14 protein-coding genes are annotated in these 15,787 nt (G+C 71.6%); 11 read left to right on the plus strand and 3 right to left on the minus strand.

Features of this window, described 5'->3' with window-relative positions:
• The first annotated feature begins 114 nt into the window (after positions 1-114).
• Entirely contained in the window at positions 115-375 is a 261-nt protein-coding gene (locus ACKI2N_RS29120; RefSeq protein WP_420998039.1) for a hypothetical protein, read from the plus strand.
• A 158-nt stretch (positions 376-533) separates the two neighbouring features.
• Here the strand turns inward: ACKI2N_RS29120 and ACKI2N_RS29125 are convergent, their stop codons facing one another.
• Positions 534-788, minus strand: a complete 255-nt coding sequence (locus ACKI2N_RS29125; RefSeq protein WP_420998040.1) for a hypothetical protein — start codon at positions 786-788, stop codon at positions 534-536.
• A gap of 339 nt (positions 789-1,127) precedes the next feature.
• Here ACKI2N_RS29125 and ACKI2N_RS29130 point away from each other — a divergent pair, with 339 nt between their 5' ends.
• The 10 genes from ACKI2N_RS29130 (at position 1,128) to ACKI2N_RS29175 (ending at position 14,067) form a co-directional block, all read left to right on the plus strand.
• Positions 1,128-2,216 (plus strand): substrate-binding domain-containing protein, encoded by a 1,089-nt coding sequence (locus tag ACKI2N_RS29130; RefSeq protein WP_420998094.1) that lies wholly within the window; start codon positions 1,128-1,130, stop codon positions 2,214-2,216.
• A gap of 71 nt (positions 2,217-2,287) precedes the next feature.
• Entirely contained in the window at positions 2,288-3,310 is a 1,023-nt protein-coding gene (locus ACKI2N_RS29135) for an ABC transporter substrate-binding protein (RefSeq protein ID WP_420998041.1), read from the plus strand.
• 157 nt (positions 3,311-3,467) lie between these two features.
• Positions 3,468-4,283, plus strand: a complete 816-nt coding sequence (locus tag ACKI2N_RS29140; protein ID WP_420998042.1) for an ABC transporter permease — start codon at positions 3,468-3,470, stop codon at positions 4,281-4,283.
• Positions 4,284-4,292: 9 nt separating this feature from the next.
• Positions 4,293-5,177 carry an ABC transporter permease gene (locus ACKI2N_RS29145; protein ID WP_420998043.1) on the plus strand — a complete coding sequence of 295 codons (885 nt, stop codon included), beginning with the start codon at positions 4,293-4,295 and terminating at the stop codon, positions 5,175-5,177.
• Positions 5,170-6,228 carry an ABC transporter ATP-binding protein gene (locus ACKI2N_RS29150; protein WP_420998044.1) on the plus strand — a complete coding sequence of 353 codons (1,059 nt, stop codon included), beginning with the start codon at positions 5,170-5,172 and terminating at the stop codon, positions 6,226-6,228. The genes ACKI2N_RS29145 and ACKI2N_RS29150 overlap by 8 nt, the downstream gene beginning before the upstream one ends.
• 65 nt (positions 6,229-6,293) lie before the next feature.
• The gene (locus tag ACKI2N_RS29155; protein ID WP_420998045.1) at positions 6,294-7,169 is read left to right on the plus strand and encodes a phosphodiesterase; all 876 of its coding nucleotides are present in this window, start codon (positions 6,294-6,296) and stop codon (positions 7,167-7,169) included.
• Between the two features lie 464 nt (positions 7,170-7,633).
• Entirely contained in the window at positions 7,634-8,311 is a 678-nt protein-coding gene (locus ACKI2N_RS29160) for a response regulator (protein WP_420998095.1), read from the plus strand.
• A 3-nt stretch (positions 8,312-8,314) separates the two neighbouring features.
• Positions 8,315-10,135, plus strand: coding sequence for a hybrid sensor histidine kinase/response regulator (locus ACKI2N_RS29165; protein ID WP_420998046.1), 1,821 nt, complete (start codon positions 8,315-8,317; stop codon positions 10,133-10,135).
• A gap of 217 nt (positions 10,136-10,352) precedes the next feature.
• Entirely contained in the window at positions 10,353-11,804 is a 1,452-nt protein-coding gene (locus ACKI2N_RS29170) for an aldehyde dehydrogenase family protein (protein WP_420998047.1), read from the plus strand.
• A gap of 109 nt (positions 11,805-11,913) precedes the next feature.
• Positions 11,914-14,067 carry a phosphocholine-specific phospholipase C gene (locus ACKI2N_RS29175; protein WP_420998048.1) on the plus strand — a complete coding sequence of 718 codons (2,154 nt, stop codon included), beginning with the start codon at positions 11,914-11,916 and terminating at the stop codon, positions 14,065-14,067.
• Between the two features lie 43 nt (positions 14,068-14,110).
• Here ACKI2N_RS29175 and pssA read toward each other — a convergent pair whose 3' ends face one another.
• Both pssA and ACKI2N_RS29185 read right to left on the minus strand, forming a co-directional pair.
• Complete coding sequence (gene pssA / locus ACKI2N_RS29180; protein WP_420998049.1) at positions 14,111-14,743, minus strand: CDP-diacylglycerol--serine O-phosphatidyltransferase; 633 nt, start codon at positions 14,741-14,743, stop codon at positions 14,111-14,113.
• 61 nt (positions 14,744-14,804) lie between these two features.
• Positions 14,805-15,428, minus strand: a complete 624-nt coding sequence (locus ACKI2N_RS29185; RefSeq protein WP_420998050.1) for an HAD family hydrolase — start codon at positions 15,426-15,428, stop codon at positions 14,805-14,807.
• Positions 15,429-15,787 lie beyond the last annotated feature (359 nt).

Raw genomic sequence — 15,787 nt, forward strand, 5'->3', positions numbered from 1 at the left:
TGGCGGGGTGCCAGGCGGCGCGGCGCACGCCATGCGCCGCTGCCGCCACCGCGTTTGGCACGCGCTTTGCACGTTCTCCACAACGCGGCATTCCGCCGCGCCATGGAGAACACGATGGGACAGCAACAGCAATCCGGCCAAGGCCAGCAGGACCAGAGCAAGCAACAGCAGCAATCGGGTCAGCAAGGCTCCCAGTCGGGCAGCCATGACCAGAAGGGCGGCCAGCAGCAGCAACAAGACCGCGGACAGGGCCAGCAAGGTCAGCCCGGCCAGCAAGGGCAGCAAGGCCAGAAGACCGATCAGGCCGGCCAGCAGGACCAGCAAGGCCAGAAGAGCGGCCAGCAAGGGAGCGGCCAGCAAGGCGGGCAACGCTAAGGGCAGCCCGGCCCCCGGGCCCTGAGCCCGGCGCGGCGCCTCCGGGCGCCGCCAGATGCGGCCTCCGCGTGCATGCGCGGAGGCCGCTGCCGTTTCCGGCTTCCCGATTGCTTCCCAAGTGCGTATTGACGGCCCGTGCCATCGGCTATGGCCGCGGGCTACTGCTGGCGCCCGGTGCGCTTGCCGCGCGTGCGGTAGAGATCGGTATCTTCCAGCCCGCGTTCGATATCGCGCCCGGCCTGCTCGACTTCCTTTCGCGGGCCGCTGTCCTGGCTGTGGTGGCTCTCGTCGTGCTCGTGCGGCAGGCGGGGCTCGGCGCCGCCTTGCGGGTCCTGCGCACGCGTGGCGGTGCCGGCGCGGCCGGGCACCGGCTTGTCGTCTTCGGAGCGGGCGGTCTTGCTGGAGCGGTTCATGGCGGATTCCTCTGCTGGACTGCCGCGGTGGCGGCGGGACCCACTGCCTGCCGCAAACGCCATGCCAGCGGTGCCCTCTCCCCGCTTTTGCTCCGCGCTTTTGCTCCCCCGCCTCTGCTGCGGAACCCTGGCGCCTGCCGCCGCCGCGGCTGTCATCGTGCTGTCACGCACCATCCCCACAATCCGCGCTGTACCGGGTTACCGCCTTGGCGGCGCAGGTTTGGCTCATGCGCCGCAACATCTCAAAGGCTTGCTGCCCGATTTTTTTGCGACTTGAATGAAAACGTTTTCATTGCCGGGAACGTTTGCCCCCTTCAGAACCACACCCGCTTCGTCAACGTGAACCGCCACCACGACCGCTCGCCCAGTGCCCCGCAAGACGCCGCCGTCACCCTGGTCGACGTGGCGCAGGCGGCCGGCGTGTCGCTGGCCACGGCATCGCGTGCCTTCAACAGCCCGGCGCTGGTGCGCAAGAGCACCGTGCAGCGCGTGCTGGATGCCGCGCGCGAACTGAGCTTCCGCCCCAACCTGCTCGGCAGCAAGCTGCGCGCGCAGCAAAGCCGCATGATCGGCGTGATGCTGCCGACGCTGGAAAACGCCGTGTTCGCCGACTGCTGGCGCGGCATCGAAGACACCGCGCTGGCCGCCGGCTATTCGCTGATGCTGGTGACCAGCGCCTACGACCCCGCGCGCGAGCGCGAGCGCATCGAATACCTGCTGCGCCACCGCGTCGACGGCATGGTGCTGACGGTGGCCGACGCCGCGCGCAGCGCCGTGCTCGACCAGCTCGACGCCGAAGGCGTGCCCTACGTGCTGGCCTACAACCAGGCCGCCGCGCGCGGCCGGCGCCATTCGGTCTCGGTGGACAACCGCGGCAGCGCGCGCGAAGGCGTGTCGGCGCTGATCGCCGCCGGGCACCGCCGCATCCGCGTGGTGTCCGGCGCCTTCGTGGCCTCCGACCGCGCCCGCCAGCGTTTCGACGGCTACCGCGACGCCATGCGCGCGCACGGCCTGGAACCGGCGCCGCCGCTGTGCCTGCCCAGCCATACCGCCAGCAGCGCCGGACAGATCCGCGCGCTGGCCGCGGGGCCGGACGCGCCCACCGCCTTCTTCTGCACCAACGACCTGCTGGCCATCGGCGTGATCTCGGACCTCAAGCGCCTCGGCCTGCGCGTGCCGCGCGACATCTCGGTGCTGGGCTGCGACGGCATCGCGCTCGGCGCGCTGGTGGAGCCGCCGCTGGCCTCCGTGGTGCAGCCCAATGCCGAGATCGGCGCGCGCGCCGTGGCGCGCCTGCTGGCCCGCTTCGATCCCGCGGGCGCCGCGCGTGACGCCGGCACCGCTCGGGTCACGCTGCTGCCGCACGCGCTGCGCCTGGGCGGCACGGTCGCCGCGCCGGCACGAGGCACCGCGCGCGGCACCACATGAAGCACCGCATGCGGCCCGACCTTTTCCCCCAGCCTTTCCCCCAGCCCCAGTCCGCAACCAAGGAGTTCACCATGCAAGCAAGCCGTTCCTGGCACAAACCGCTACGCTGGATCGCCATCGCGCTCGGCGCCGCCGCCTTCAGCCAGGGCGTGGCCGCCCAGACCGCGATCTGCTACAACTGCCCGCCCGAATGGGCAGACTGGGCCGCGCAGATCCGCGCCATCAAGGAAAAGACCGGCGTCACCGTGCCGCACGACAACAAGAACTCCGGCCAGTCGCTCGCGCAACTGGTGGCGGAGAAGGCCAGCCCGGTCGCCGACGTGGTGTACTACGGCGTGACCTTCGGCATCGAGGCCAAGAAGGACGGCGTCACCGCCGCCTACAAGCCCGCCCACTGGAACGACATCCCCGACGGCCTGAAGGACCCGCAAGGCAACTGGTTCGCCATCCACTCGGGCACGCTCGGCTTCATGGTCAACGTCGATGCGCTGCGCGGCAAGCCCGTGCCGCAGTCGTGGGCCGACCTGCTCAAGCCCGAGTACAAGGGCCTGATCGGCTACCTCGACCCGGCCAGCGCCTTCGTCGGCTATGTGGGCGCGGTGGCCGTCAACCAGGCCCTGGGCGGCTCGATGGACAACTTCGGCCCCGCCTTCAAGTACTTCAAGGACCTGCAGAAGAACCAGCCCATCGTGCCCAAGCAGACCGCCTACGCGCGCGTGCTGTCCGGCGAGATCCCCATCCTGCTGGACTACGACTTCAACGCCTACCGCGCGCGCTACAAGGACGGCGCCAACGTGGCCTTCGTGATCCCGAAGGAAGGCACGGTGGTGGTGCCCTACGTGATGAGCCTGGTGAACAAGGCGCCGCATGACGCCGAAGGCCGCAAGGTGCTCGACTTCGTGCTGTCCGACGCCGGCCAGGCGCTGTGGGCCAGCGCCTACCTGCGCCCGGTGCGCAGCGCCGGCATCCCGAAGGAAGTGCAGGCGAAGTTCCTGCCCGCGGCGGACTATGCGCGCGCCAGGCCGGTGGATTTCGGCAAGATGGCGGATGCGCAGAAGGCCTTCAGCGAGACGTACCTGAAGGAAGTCCGGTAATCGCTCCGGCAAGCACTCCGGCAATGCCGGCCGCGGCGGCCCGGTTGCCGCCGAAGCCGGCGGCGGGCCGCCCGGTCCGCCGCCGGTTCCAGCCGCGGTGCCCGCCGGGCCCGCGCAAACCCGCCTCCACAGGCTCGCACCGGGAAGCGCCCCGCCCATGAAGAAGCCCTTTCCTCTTCTCCTCTTCGCCCTGCCCGCCCTGATCGTCTTCGTGGCCTTCTTCTGCCTGCCGATGGCGAAGCTGCTGGCCATCAGCGTCAGCGGCAAGGACGGCGCCAGCGTCTACTGGACCGTGCTCACCAGCCAGCGCTACCTGCACAGCCTGCTGGTCACGGTGCTGCTGTCGGCCACCGTGACGCTGGCCACGCTGATCATCGCCGGCATCACGGGCACCTTTCTCGAACGCAACGCGGTGCCCGGCAAATCGCTGCTGGTGGCCATGCTGACCTTCCCGCTGGCCTTCCCCGGCGTGGTGATCGGCTTCATGGTGATCATGCTGGGCGGGCGCAACGGCCTGCTGGCGATGGCCGGCGAGTGGCTGGCGGACGAACGCTGGACCTTCGCCTACGGACTGGCGGGATTGTTCGTCGGCTACCTGTATTTCTCCATCCCGCGCGTGATCCTCACCGTGATGGCCGCGGTGGCCAAGCTCGACACCTCGCTGGAAGAAGCCGCGCGCTCGCTCGGCGCGGGCCGCTGGCGCGTGGTGCGCGACGTGATGCTGCCCGCGCTGATGCCGGCCATGATCTCCAGCGGCGCGATCTGCTTCGCCACCAGCATGGGCGCGTTCGGCACGGCGTTTACGCTGGCCACGCAGCTCGACGTGCTGCCGCTGACCATCTACAACGAGTTCACCAACTACGCCAACTTCGGCATGGCGGCGGCGCTGTCGGTGCTGCTCGGCACGGTGACGTGGGCCCTGCTGGCGCTGGCGCGCTGGTTCTCCGGCGACGCCGTCGCCGCCACCGCCTGAGGAGCGCGCATGATCCATTCACGACGACGCGGCAGCGCCTACTGGCTGCAGCTTGCCCTGGCGCTGGCGGTCTGCCTGTTCATGGTGGTGCCGGTGGTGCTGTCGGTGCTGGCCGGACTGACCAACAATATCTTCATCGGCGTGGCCAGCGGGCTGACCACGCGCTGGCTGGCGGAGGTGTGGTCGCTCTACCGCAACACCATCTTCCTGTCGCTCGGCATCGCGCTGGCCTGCCTGGCCTGCACGCTGGCGCTGGGCGTGCCGGCGGCCTACTACATGGCGCTGCGGCGTGGGCGCGTGACGCGCCTGATCGAGGAGCTGCTGATGCTGCCGGTGGCCGTGCCCGGGCTGGCCACGGCGCTGGGCCTGATCCTGCTGTACGGCGGCTGGCAGGCGTTCCGCACCAGCTGGGTGTTCATCCTGGTCGGGCACGTGCTGTTCACGCTGCCGTTCATGGTGCGCTCGGTGCTGGCCATCATGTCGGCCATCGACATCCGCACGCTCGAAGACGCCGCCGCCAGCCTGGGCGCCACGCGCGTCCAGCGCTTCTTCACGGTGGTGCTGCCCAACTGCCGCCAGGGCATCCTGGCCGGCGCGCTGATGGTGGTCACGCTGTCGGTGGGCGAATTCAACCTGACCTGGATGCTGCACACGCCCACCACCCAGACGCTCCCGGTGGGGCTGGCCGACAGCTACGCCTCGATGCGGCTGGAGATCGGCTCGGCCTACACCATCGTGTTCTTCTTCATGATCATTCCGCTGCTGGTGCTGATGCAGGCCGCAAGCGCGCTCGGCGCGCGCGCCCGCCGGCACCGGCCGCCCGCCGACGACGCCGTGGCCAGGGACCTGGCCGGCGCCGAACCGCTTCCCGCTTCCGAGGCCCGCCATGCATGAACCCACTCCCATCACGCTGCACCGCTGCGGCAAGACCTTTGCCGACGGCACGCTGGCGCTGGAACCGCTCGACCTGGAGATCGGCGCCGGCGAGACCGTGGTCCTGCTCGGGCCATCGGGCTGCGGCAAGACCACCACGCTGCGCATCGTCGCCGGGCTGGAATATCCGGACGCCGGCGGCGTGGTCATGTTCGGCGACAACGACGTGACGCCGCTGCCGATCGAGCGGCGCGGCGTGGGCATGGTGTTCCAGAGCTACGCGCTGTTCCCCAACATGACGGTGGCGGAGAACATCGCCTACGGCCTGCGCGTGCGCCGCGTGGACGCCGCCGCGCGCCGCCGCAGGGTGGACGAGATGCTGGCCATGATGCACCTCGGCCCGTTCGCCGGGCGCCGCGTCGACCAGCTCTCCGGCGGCCAGCGCCAGCGCGTGGCGCTGGCGCGCGCCATCGCCGTGCAGCCGCGCGTGCTGCTGCTCGACGAGCCGCTCACCGCGCTCGACGCCAAGCTGCGCGACGCGCTGCGCGCCGACATCAACCAGTTGCTGCGCAGCCTGCACATCACCGCGGTCTACGTCACCCACGACCAGGCCGAGGCGATGGCGCTGGGCGACCGCATCATCGTGATGGAGCGCGGCCGCATCGCCCAGGCCGGCACGCCGCAGCAGATCTACCGCGCCCCGGCCAACGCCTTCGTGGCGGACTTCATCGGCACCATGAACCGCCTGCCGGCGGCGCTGGAAGGCAACGCCTGGCGCGTGCCCGGCGGCCTGGTGCCGTGCGCCGCGAACGCCGCGGCCGCGCCGCACGCCGAACTGCTGTTCCGCCCCGAGGACGTGGCGCTGGCACTCCCCGAGGATGCGCACCTGGGCGGCGCGGTGGTGACCGCGCTGTTCCTCGGCAACTACACGCGCCTGCTGGTGGACGTGGGCGCGCCCGCGCCGCTGGTGGTCGACACCACCCGGCGCGACGGCTGGCACCCGGGCGACCGCGTCGGCCTGCGCCTCGATACCGGCCACCTGATCACGCTTGCGCCGGCGCTCGCCGCCTGACAGGGCGCCACACGAGCGCCGCAAAGCAACGCACAGGCACCACACAGGCATCCCATAAGCACCGCATGAACACTCCTGACCAAGACCCCGCGGCCGGCTCCGCCGGCGGCTACCTGCTGGCCCACATCACCGACCTGCACATCAAGGCGGGCGGCAAGCTGTCCTACCGCCTGGTGGACACCGCCGGCGCGCTGCGGCGCTGCATCGACACCATCCTGGCCGCGCCGCAGCGGCCCGACGCGGTGGTCGTCACCGGCGACCTGGTGGACTTCGGCAGCGAGGAGGAATACCGCTTCCTGCGCGGCATCCTGGCCGGCCTGCCGCTGCCGGTGCACCTGCTGCCGGGCAACCACGACCACCGCGCCTCGCTGCGCCGCGTGTTCGCCGACCACGCCTACCTGTTCGCCAACGGCGACGGCGACGCGCCGGTCCACTACAGCGTGGACGCCGGCCCGCTGCGGCTGGTGGCGCTGGACTGCACGGTGCCGGGCCAGCCGGGCGGGCGCGTCGAGCCCGCCGCGCTGCCGTGGCTGGAAGCCACGCTGGCGGCGGCGCCCGCGCGGCCCACGCTGCTGCTGCTGCATCACCCGCCCTTCCATACCGGCATCGGCCACATGGACCGGCAGGGACTGGAGAACGCCGGCCTGCTGGAGGCCGTGGTGCGCCGCCACCCGCAGGTGGAGCGCGTGCTGTGCGGGCACCTGCACCGCCATATCGCGCACCGCTTCGGCGGCACCATCGCCATGACCGCGCCGGGGCCGGCGCACCAGGTCACGCTCGACCTCGACCCGCGGGCGGCCTCGCGCTTCCGCATGGAGCCGCCGGGCTACCTGCTGCACTGGTGGCATCCGGCCCACGGGCTGGTCAGCCACGCGGCGGTGATCGGCGAGTTCGGCGCGGACCACCCATTCTTCGACGCGGCCGGCAAGCTGATCGACTGAGCGGCCCGCGCGGGCCAAAGGCGGACGGGGCGATGCGGGGCATGCAAGGCAGCGGACGCGGCGGGCGGCGCGTGGCGCCGCCGCCGGCTCCGGCCGTACAGGCGAAAAAAAGCCCACAGCCGGGTGGTTGTGGGCAAGAAAAGTGGTATGGGCGAGTCGCGGAAATCGCCCACGCCTGCATGGTGACAGCGCGCGCGCGCCAGCGAAATAATCTTTCCGGACTAGTCGCGCGCGCGGCCAGAGCGGCCCGGTTGCCCACGGATCCAGCGCTGGCGCGGCCTGGCGGGCAATCCGCGCGGCCCGCGCGGATTGCCGGTCCCCTCGAAGGTAGGGGTGATGGACAGTACAGCCAGAATCGAGTCCAATTCGCCCTTCGGCGCCCGGCATCGCGCATGCGGCTTCGCGGCCGGCCGCTTGCTATGCTTAGCCTTTCTGCCACGGCCACCGTGCCATCCACCGCCCCCATGCTCAACGCCCGCCTGCTGCTGATCGACGACCACACCCTGTTCCGCACCGGGCTGCGCCTGGTGCTGGCGGACAGCCCCAGCGTGGCCGGCATCATCGAGGCGGGCTCCGTCATGGGCGCGGTGCAGGACCACCGCGGCGCGCCCGTGGACATCATCCTGCTCGACATCCAGATGCCGGGGCTCAACGGCATCGAGGGCGTCAAGGTGCTGCGCCGGCATTTCCCGGCCGCGCGCATCCTGATCGTCTCGGGCACCTCCGGCCTGGAGACCATTCCGGGCGCGGCGCGCAAGGAGATCGCGGGTTTCCTGCCGAAATCCGCGGACAGCGTGCAGATCGAGCAGGCCATCGCCTGCGTGCTGCGCGGCGATACCTATTTCGATCCCGAGCTGGCCGCCGCGTCCGGCAGCGCCCCCGGCGACGGCGGCGCGGACCACCCGTCCGGCAACGCGGGCGGCCCGGCCTACCAGGCCAGCTCGCTGACGCCGCGCCAGCTGGAAGTGCTCGAGCAGCTCAGCCTGGGCCGCTCCAACAAGATCATCGCCCATCACCTGGGCCTTTCGGAGAACACCGTGCGCGTCCATGTGGCGGCCATCCTCGACCACCTGGGCGTGGTCAGCCGCGTCGAAGCCGTGCTCGAGGCGCAGCGACGCGGCCTGGTCCAGAACGGCAGGTGAGCGATGGCGCTGCTCATTCCCCGCTACGACGAACCGCGCCTGCTGGCCGCGGAGATGGAACTGATCGACCAGAGCTTCGGCGTCGCCATGCTGGGCTGCGCGCTGGCGGGCCTGATCCTCGCCCTCGGGCTGAGCGTGGACCACCGGCACCCCGGCGCCCTGCTGTGGGCCGCCGCGCTGGCCGCGTGCTGCGCGCTGGGGCACTTCGGGCGGCGCGCCCTGCCCGACCGCCTGGACGAAGCCGGGGCCGGGACCTACGCCCGCTGCATGACGGCGCTGCTGACCGTGATCGGCGGCCTCTGGGGGCTGGCGGCGTGGCTCTACATGGATGTCGGCTCGCCCGCCACGGTGATCTGCATCCTGTCGCTGATCGCCGGCATGAGCGCCGCGGCGCTGGCGGTGTTCTCGGCGTGCCTGCCGGTGGCGGTGGGGTTCTTCGTGCCCGCCATCGTGCCGGTGTGGGCGGTGTTCATCGCCACCGGCGACACCGCCTACCTGGCCATGCTGCTCGGCGCGCCGCTCTACCTAGCGGTGCTGATGGTGTTCGCGCGCAACTATGCGCGCGTGGCGCGCCACGCCATCGCGCTGCGCTTCGCCAACGTGGAGCTGATCGCGCGCCTGCGCGAGCAGACCGCGCGCGCCGAATCGGCCCAGCACGAGGCCGAGGAGGCCAACCGCGCCAAGTCGGTGTTCCTGGCCTCGGCCAGCCATGACCTGCGCCAGCCGCTGCATGCGCTGGGGCTGTTCGTGGTCACGCTGGGCCGCTCCGAGCTGAACGACAAGCAGCGGCAGCTGCTGGCGCATATCGAGGCGGCCTCGGGCGCGGCGCGCGAGATGCTCAACACGCTGCTGGATTTCTCCAAGGTGGACGCCGGCGTGATCACGCCGCGGCCGCGCGTATTCCGCCTGCAGCCGATGCTCTACAAGCTGGAGAACGAGTTCGCGCCGCAGGCCGACGCGCGCGGCCTGTTCTACCGCACCCGCGACACCACCGTCTCGGTGTTCGCCGATCCCAACCTCGTCGAGCTGATCCTGCGCAACCTGATCGCCAACGCGATCCGCTACACCAGCCAGGGCGGCGTGCTGGTGGCATGCCGCCTGCGGCGCGGCACGGCGGTGCTGGAGGTGTGGGACACCGGCGTGGGCATCCCGCTGGGCCAGCGGCGCGCCATCTTCAGGGAGTTCCACCAGCTCGGCAACCCGGAGCGCGACCAGCGCAAGGGGCTGGGGCTGGGGCTGGCCATCGTGGAGGGCCTGGCGCGCACCATCTCCACCCGCGTACTGCTGAACTCCCGCCCGGGGCGCGGTTCGGTGTTCCGCTTTGCCCTGCCGCTCACGGGGCAGGCCGCGCCCTACGCGGAAATGGCCGGCGACGCCCCCGGCGAGCCGCAGCCCAGGCCCGCCCTGAACGGGCTGCGCGTGCTGGTGCTCGACGACGACCCCGACATCCGCACCGCCATGCGCGAGCTGCTGCAGAGCTGGCGTGCTACCTGCCTGGCGGTGGAGTCCGAGGACGAAGCACTGGACGCGCTGGAAGACTTCAAGCCCGACCTGCTGCTGGCCGACTACCGCCTGCGCGGCGAGCGCACCGGCAGCCAGGCCATGGAAGCCATCCGCGCGCGGCTGGGCCGGCCCGTGCCCACCGTCATCATCACCGGCGACACCGCGCCGGAACGGCTGCGCAGCGTCCATGCCGACAGCGCCGCGCTGCTGCACAAGCCGGTGGTGGCGCAGCACCTGCACACGGCCATGACGGCCCTGCTGAGCGAAGCGGGCTGGCGGCCGGACATTCCCCGCGCCGCCGCGCTGCGGGCGCACGGCTGAGGCGAGGCCGCCACGCCGGTGCCGCCGTCCCAGCGTCGGCGTGCCTCCGCCCTATTTATGCAAATTTCGTATCAATCAATCCATCCTATTAATTGGACTTAGGACTATCGCCCGCCCACACTGCATTGCATGACAGCAGGCGCGGGCGCCCGCAAGCCGCATCGCCGCATCGCGCCACAGTGCCGCCCGGTTCCACCGACCCAAGCGAGGAGCAACCATGAGCACGCAGCCCGAACTGCCCAGACACGACCTGCTGATCGACGGCAAGCGCCTGCCGCCCGGCACCGGCGAGTATTCCACCGACCTCGACCCCGCCACCGAGGCGCCCATCGCGCTGGTCGCGCAGGGCAGCGCCGCCGACGTCGACCTCGCCGTGGCCGCCGCGCGCGCCGCGCTCAAGGTCTGGAACAACATGCGGGCGGCCGACCGCGGCCGCATCCTGTACCGGCTGGCGGACCTGCTGGAGCTGCACCAGGAAGAGCTCATCGCGCTCGAAAGCCTGGACGCCGGCAAGCCGCTCGCCGCGGTGCGCCGCCAGGACATGCCGGCGGCGATCGACACCCTGCGCTACTACGCCGGCTGGGCCGACAAGATCAACGGCCAGGTGGTGCCGGCGCGCCCCGGTGCGCTGACCTACACCGTGCGCGAGCCGGTCGGCGTGGTGGCGGCCATCGTGCCGTGGAATTTCCCGCTCATGATCGGCATGTGGAAGATCGCCCCGGCGCTGGCCTGCGGCTGCACGCTGATCGTCAAGCCCGCCGAGATCACGCCGCTGACCGCGCTGCGCGTGGCCGAACTGGCGCTCGAGGCCGGGCTGCCGCCGGGCGTGCTCAACATCGTCACCGGCAAGGGCAGCGTGGTGGGCAACGCGCTGGTGGCGCACCCCGGCATCGACAAGGTCACCTTCACCGGCTCGCCCGGCGTGGGGCGCGGCATCATGCAGGGCGCCGCCGCCAACTTCAAGCGCGTGACGCTGGAGCTGGGCGGCAAGTCCGCCAACCTGATCTTCGCCGACGCCAACGTGGACGCCGCCGTGCGCGCCGCCGCCTCCGGCATCTTCTTCAACTCCGGCCAGGTCTGCTCGGCCGGCTCGCGCATCCTGGCCCAGCGCGAGATCTACGACGAGGTGGTGGAAAAGCTCGCGGCTCGCGCCGGCTCGATCCGCGTGGGCGACCCGGCCTCGCCCGACACCACGATGGGCCCCGTGGTGTCCGCCGCGCAAATGAAGACGGTGCTCGACTACGTGGAAATCGGCAAGCGCGAAGGCGCCACCGCCGTCACCGGCGGCGCGCGCCTGGGCGACAAGGGCTACTTCGTGGCGCCCACCGTGTTCGCCAACGTCGAGCACGAGATGCGCATCTCGCAGGAAGAGATCTTCGGCCCGGTCGCCAGCGTGATCCGCTTCGAGGACGAAGCCGATGCCGTGCGCATCGCCAACGGCACCGCCTTCAGCCTGGCCGCCGGCGTATGGAGCGCGGACATCGGCCGCGTGCACCAGGTGGCCGGCGAACTGCGCGCGGGCACCGTGTGGATCAACACCTACGGCCACACCGACGTGCGCCTGCCGTGGGGCGGCGCCGGGGACTCCGGCCTGGGCCGCGAGCACGGCGACGCGGCCATCGACAACTTCACCGAACCCAAGGCGATCTGGCTGTCGCTGCGGCAGTAAGGCGGCAGGCCCACAAGGCGGCCGCGGGCCGCATGGCGCGTGCCGCGCGGGCGCGGCGGCGTTAAGATGACGCACGCGCCGCCCGGCGCCCTCATGCCAACGCCCCGCAATGCCCGACCGACGCCAATTCCTGCGCTCGGCGGCCGGCACCCTCGCCGGTGCCGGCGCGCTGTCCCTGCTGCCGCCCGCCATCCGCCGCGCCCTCGCCATCCCCGCCAGCAGCCCCACCGGCACCCTGCGGGACGTGGAACATATCGTGGTGCTGATGCAGGAGAACCGCGCCTTCGACCACTACTTCGGCGCCATGCCGGGCGTGCGCGGCTTTGCCGACCGCTTTCCGGTGCCGGTGGCCGGCGGCGGGACGGTCTGGTACCAGCGCGACGAGGCGGATCCCGCCGCGCCGTCCACGCTGGCGCCGTTCCATCTCGACACCGCGCAGGCCTTCGAGCTGATGCGCGTCACCGGCACGCCGCACACCTGGTCCAACGCGCAGGACGCCTGGGGCGAAGGCCGCATGCAGCAATGGCCCACCTTCAAGCACCGCCATGCGATGGGCTACTTCAGCCAGCCCGACCTGCCCTTCCAGTACGCGCTGGCCGGCGCCTTCACGGTGGCCGACGCTTACCACTCGTCCTTCCTCGGCGGCACCAACACCAACCGCTGCTTCCTCTGGAGCGGCACCAACGGCCCCGACGGCAACGGCGGCGGCCCGGCCATCGACAACACCTACAACAAGCTCGGCGGCGGCAAGCCCGACGGCGGCTACGCCTGGACCACCTATCCGGAGCGGCTGGAAGCGGCCGGCGTGGACTGGCGGATCTACCAGGACATGGCCGACAACTATTCGCTCAACGCCACCGCCGGCTTCAAGGCCTACCGCGACGCCTGGCACGGCGTGCCCGGGGCGCAAGCCGCGCTCAAGGAGCGCGCGCTGAGCACGCGCGGCCTCGACCGGCTGCGCCAGGACGTGCTGGATGGCCGCCTGCCGCAGGTGGCATGGATCTGCCCCACGCGGCAGGGTTCCGAGCATCCGTCGCCGTCCAGCCCGGCGCAGGGCGCGGCCTATGTCGCGGCCGTGCTGGACGCGCTCACCGCCGACCCCGCGGTGTGGAGCAAGACCGTGCTGCTGCTGATGTACGACGAGAACGACGGCTTCTTCGACCACATGCCGCCGCCTGCCGTGCCGTCCTGCCTGGACTGGCACGACGACCCCGCGCGCGCCGCCTATGCGGGCGCCTCCACCGCCGACACCGGCGGCGAGTACCACCACGTCGCGAGCGGCGTGGCGGCCGACGATTTCCCGCGCCTGCGGCACCGTCCCTACGGCCTCGGCATGCGCGTGCCGATGATCGCCATCTCGCCGTGGAGCAAGGGCGGCTGGGTCGGCTCGGAGGTGTTCGACCACACCTCGGTGATCCGCTTCATCGAGGCGCGCTTCGGCGTGCGCGAGCCCAACATCTCGGCGTGGCGGCGCGCCGTGTGCGGCGACCTGACCTCGCTGTTCGACTTCGCCACGCCCAACCATGCCGACGCGCTGGCGGGGCTGCCCGCCACCGCCGCGCAGGCGGCCCGCGCGCGCGCCTTGCCGGGCACGCGCACGCCGGCCATTCCGGCCATGGCTGCATTGCCCGCGCTGCCCGAGCAGGCCGCCGGCACGCGCCCGTCGCGCGCGCTGCCCTACGAACTGCATGCCCACGCCAGCGCCGGCGGCGGCACGCTGCGGCTCGATTTCGCCAACACCGGGCGCGCGGGCGCGGTCTTCCACGTCTACGACCGCCTGCACCTGGAGCGCGTGCCGCGCCGCTATACCGTGGAAGCCGGCAAGCGCCTGGCCGGCGAGTGGGACACGCGCGCCGACGGCGGCCGCTACGACCTGTGGGTGCTGGGCCCCAACGGCTGGCACCGGCACTTCGCCGGCACCACGGACGCGGCCGCGGAAATCGAACTCGGCTACGACCTCGCCGGGCACGGCGTGCGCCTCGCGCTGCGCAACGACGGCGGCCAGCCGCTCGCCTTCACGGTGCGCGCCAACGCCTATCTGGATGGCGCGCCGCGCAGCGTCGCGGTGCCGGCGCGCAGCCGGCGCGAACTGCCCTGGCCCGCGCGGGCATCGGGCGGCTGGTACGACTTCACCGTGCTGGCGGCGGACCAGCCGGGCTTCATGCGGCGCTGCGCGGGGCGCGTGGAAACCGGCCGGCCGTCGGTCAGCGATCCGGCCATGGGCGGGCGCGCCATCGGCGATCAGTGGCAGCCGCCGGTATGAAAATCCTGCCGTGCGCTGCAAATCTTGCCGCCGGGCCGGCGGGCTAGATCTTCGGAATCCGCAGCGTCTTGCTGATCATCAGCGAGCCGGACAGCACGAACAGCAGGGCCAGCGGATGCAGGTCCGCCGGGCCGACGGCCCAGGCACCGCCGGGCAGCGCGTCGCCCAGCCGTTGCTGCCACGCGCACCAGGCCAGCACGCCGGTCAGCAGCACGCTGGTGGGGATCGGCGTGCCTTCGAAGTAAGCCACCTTGCCGGAGCCCTCGGACAAGGTTTCCGCGGTCACGTTGAAGCGCGCCAGCCGGCTCACGCCGCAGCACACGAAGTAGATCAGCGCGGCCATGTCCCAGCCGCCGCGCATGCCGGCGGCGAACGCCAGCGCGGCAGGCCCGACGCCGAACGAGATGATGTCCGCCAGCGAGTCGAGCTCGCGGCCGAGCGCCGAGTGCTGGTGCCGCCAGCGCGCGATGCGGCCGTCCAGCACGTCGAAGATGAAGGCGGCGGGCGCCAGCGCGGCCGCCGCGTAGAAATGGCCCGGCAGCTGCGTGGCCACGTAGAACATGGCGAAGAAGACCGAAGCCATGCCGCAGGCGGCATTGCCCAGCGTGAACAGGTCCGCGAGCTGCATCTCGCGGATCATGGAGAAATGCTTGGGGCGTTCCGGCGTCGATGCCATCTTGGCGTTCTCCTGGGTCCGTTGGCACGTCGGGGAAGGATCGCAAGAAGCGAACCAGCCGCTAGAAACGCACGCCCGCCTCGCGCAGGGCAAGCTCGGTGCCGGCGGCGCCGACATGATGCACCGCCTGCCAGCCGAGCGCGGCGGCGGCCGCCACGTTGGCCGCATTGTCGTCGATGAACAATATCTCGCGCGGCGCGATGCCAGGCAGGTGCGCGCCGACGCGCTCCTGCATGAGGCGGTAGATGGCGGGGTCGGGCTTGGCCACGCCCACTTCGCCGGACACGAGGATATCGCGGAACACGTGCAGGAAATCGCCCATGCGCCGCGCATGCGGGTAGGTCTCGCTGGACCAGTTGGTCAGGCCGAACAGCGGCACGCGCGCGGCATGCAGGCGCTCGAGCAGGTCCACGCCGCCGGCCAGCGGGCCGCGCAGCATCTGCGGCCAGCGGCCGTAGAACGCGCGGATCAGGCCAGCCTGCGCGGGATGCTCGGCGGCGAGCTGCTCGGTGGCTTCGCGCAGCGGGCGGCCCGCATCCTGGCGCAGGTTCCACGCGGGCGAGCAGACCTCCGACAGGAAGCGCGCGCGCTCGGTGGCGTCGGGAATCAGTTCGCGGTAGAGATATTCTGGGTTCCAGTCGAACAGGACGCCACCAAAATCGAATACGACGGCATTGACGGTCACGGGGTCTCGCCGGGCTGGCCGGCAGTGGAAACGGATAGCCGGCATTCTCGCAGAGTCCGCCGCCGGCAAGACGCAAACCCGCGCGAAAATGAGATTTTTCGCAGTGAACGGGCGGCCTGCGCGCCGTACGCTCGAAGGCATCGCTACCTCCGCTGCCACCAGCCCGCCCAAGCCATGCGCCCGATGCCTCCGCCGCCCACCCTGCCAGCCCTGCCTGCCCTTGCGCATCCTTCGTTCCGGCGCCCTGCGCGCGCCTGCCCCGCCTGGGCCTGCCTCACCTGGGCCTGCCTCACCTGGGCCTGCCTTGCCGTACCCTGGCTCGCCGCGCCCGCCCATGCCGGGCCGCCCGCCGCGCAGTG

It is taken from the genome of Cupriavidus sp. 30B13 (assembly GCF_049059565.2).
Lineage (GTDB): Bacteria > Pseudomonadota > Gammaproteobacteria > Burkholderiales > Burkholderiaceae > Cupriavidus.

Bases quoted from the DNA above. Each gene is read 5' to 3' on its own strand.
- ACKI2N_RS29120 (WP_420998039.1), top strand. From the start codon at position 115: ATGGGACAGCAACAGCAATCCGGCCAAGGCCAGCAGGACCAGAGCAAG.
- ACKI2N_RS29160 (WP_420998095.1), top strand. From the start codon at position 7,634: ATGCTCAACGCCCGCCTGCTGCTGATCGACGACCACACCCTGTTCCGC.
- ACKI2N_RS29140 (WP_420998042.1), top strand. From the start codon at position 3,468: ATGAAGAAGCCCTTTCCTCTTCTCCTCTTCGCCCTGCCCGCCCTGATC.
- ACKI2N_RS29150 (WP_420998044.1), top strand. From the start codon at position 5,170: ATGCATGAACCCACTCCCATCACGCTGCACCGCTGCGGCAAGACCTTT.
- ACKI2N_RS29125 (WP_420998040.1), bottom strand. From the start codon at position 788: ATGAACCGCTCCAGCAAGACCGCCCGCTCCGAAGACGACAAGCCGGTG.
- ACKI2N_RS29135 (WP_420998041.1), top strand. From the start codon at position 2,288: ATGCAAGCAAGCCGTTCCTGGCACAAACCGCTACGCTGGATCGCCATC.
- ACKI2N_RS29170 (WP_420998047.1), top strand. From the start codon at position 10,353: ATGAGCACGCAGCCCGAACTGCCCAGACACGACCTGCTGATCGACGGC.
- ACKI2N_RS29165 (WP_420998046.1), top strand. From the start codon at position 8,315: ATGGCGCTGCTCATTCCCCGCTACGACGAACCGCGCCTGCTGGCCGCG.
- ACKI2N_RS29145 (WP_420998043.1), top strand. From the start codon at position 4,293: ATGATCCATTCACGACGACGCGGCAGCGCCTACTGGCTGCAGCTTGCC.
- ACKI2N_RS29155 (WP_420998045.1), top strand. From the start codon at position 6,294: ATGAACACTCCTGACCAAGACCCCGCGGCCGGCTCCGCCGGCGGCTAC.
- pssA (WP_420998049.1), bottom strand. From the start codon at position 14,743: ATGGCATCGACGCCGGAACGCCCCAAGCATTTCTCCATGATCCGCGAG.
- ACKI2N_RS29175 (WP_420998048.1), top strand. From the start codon at position 11,914: ATGCCCGACCGACGCCAATTCCTGCGCTCGGCGGCCGGCACCCTCGCC.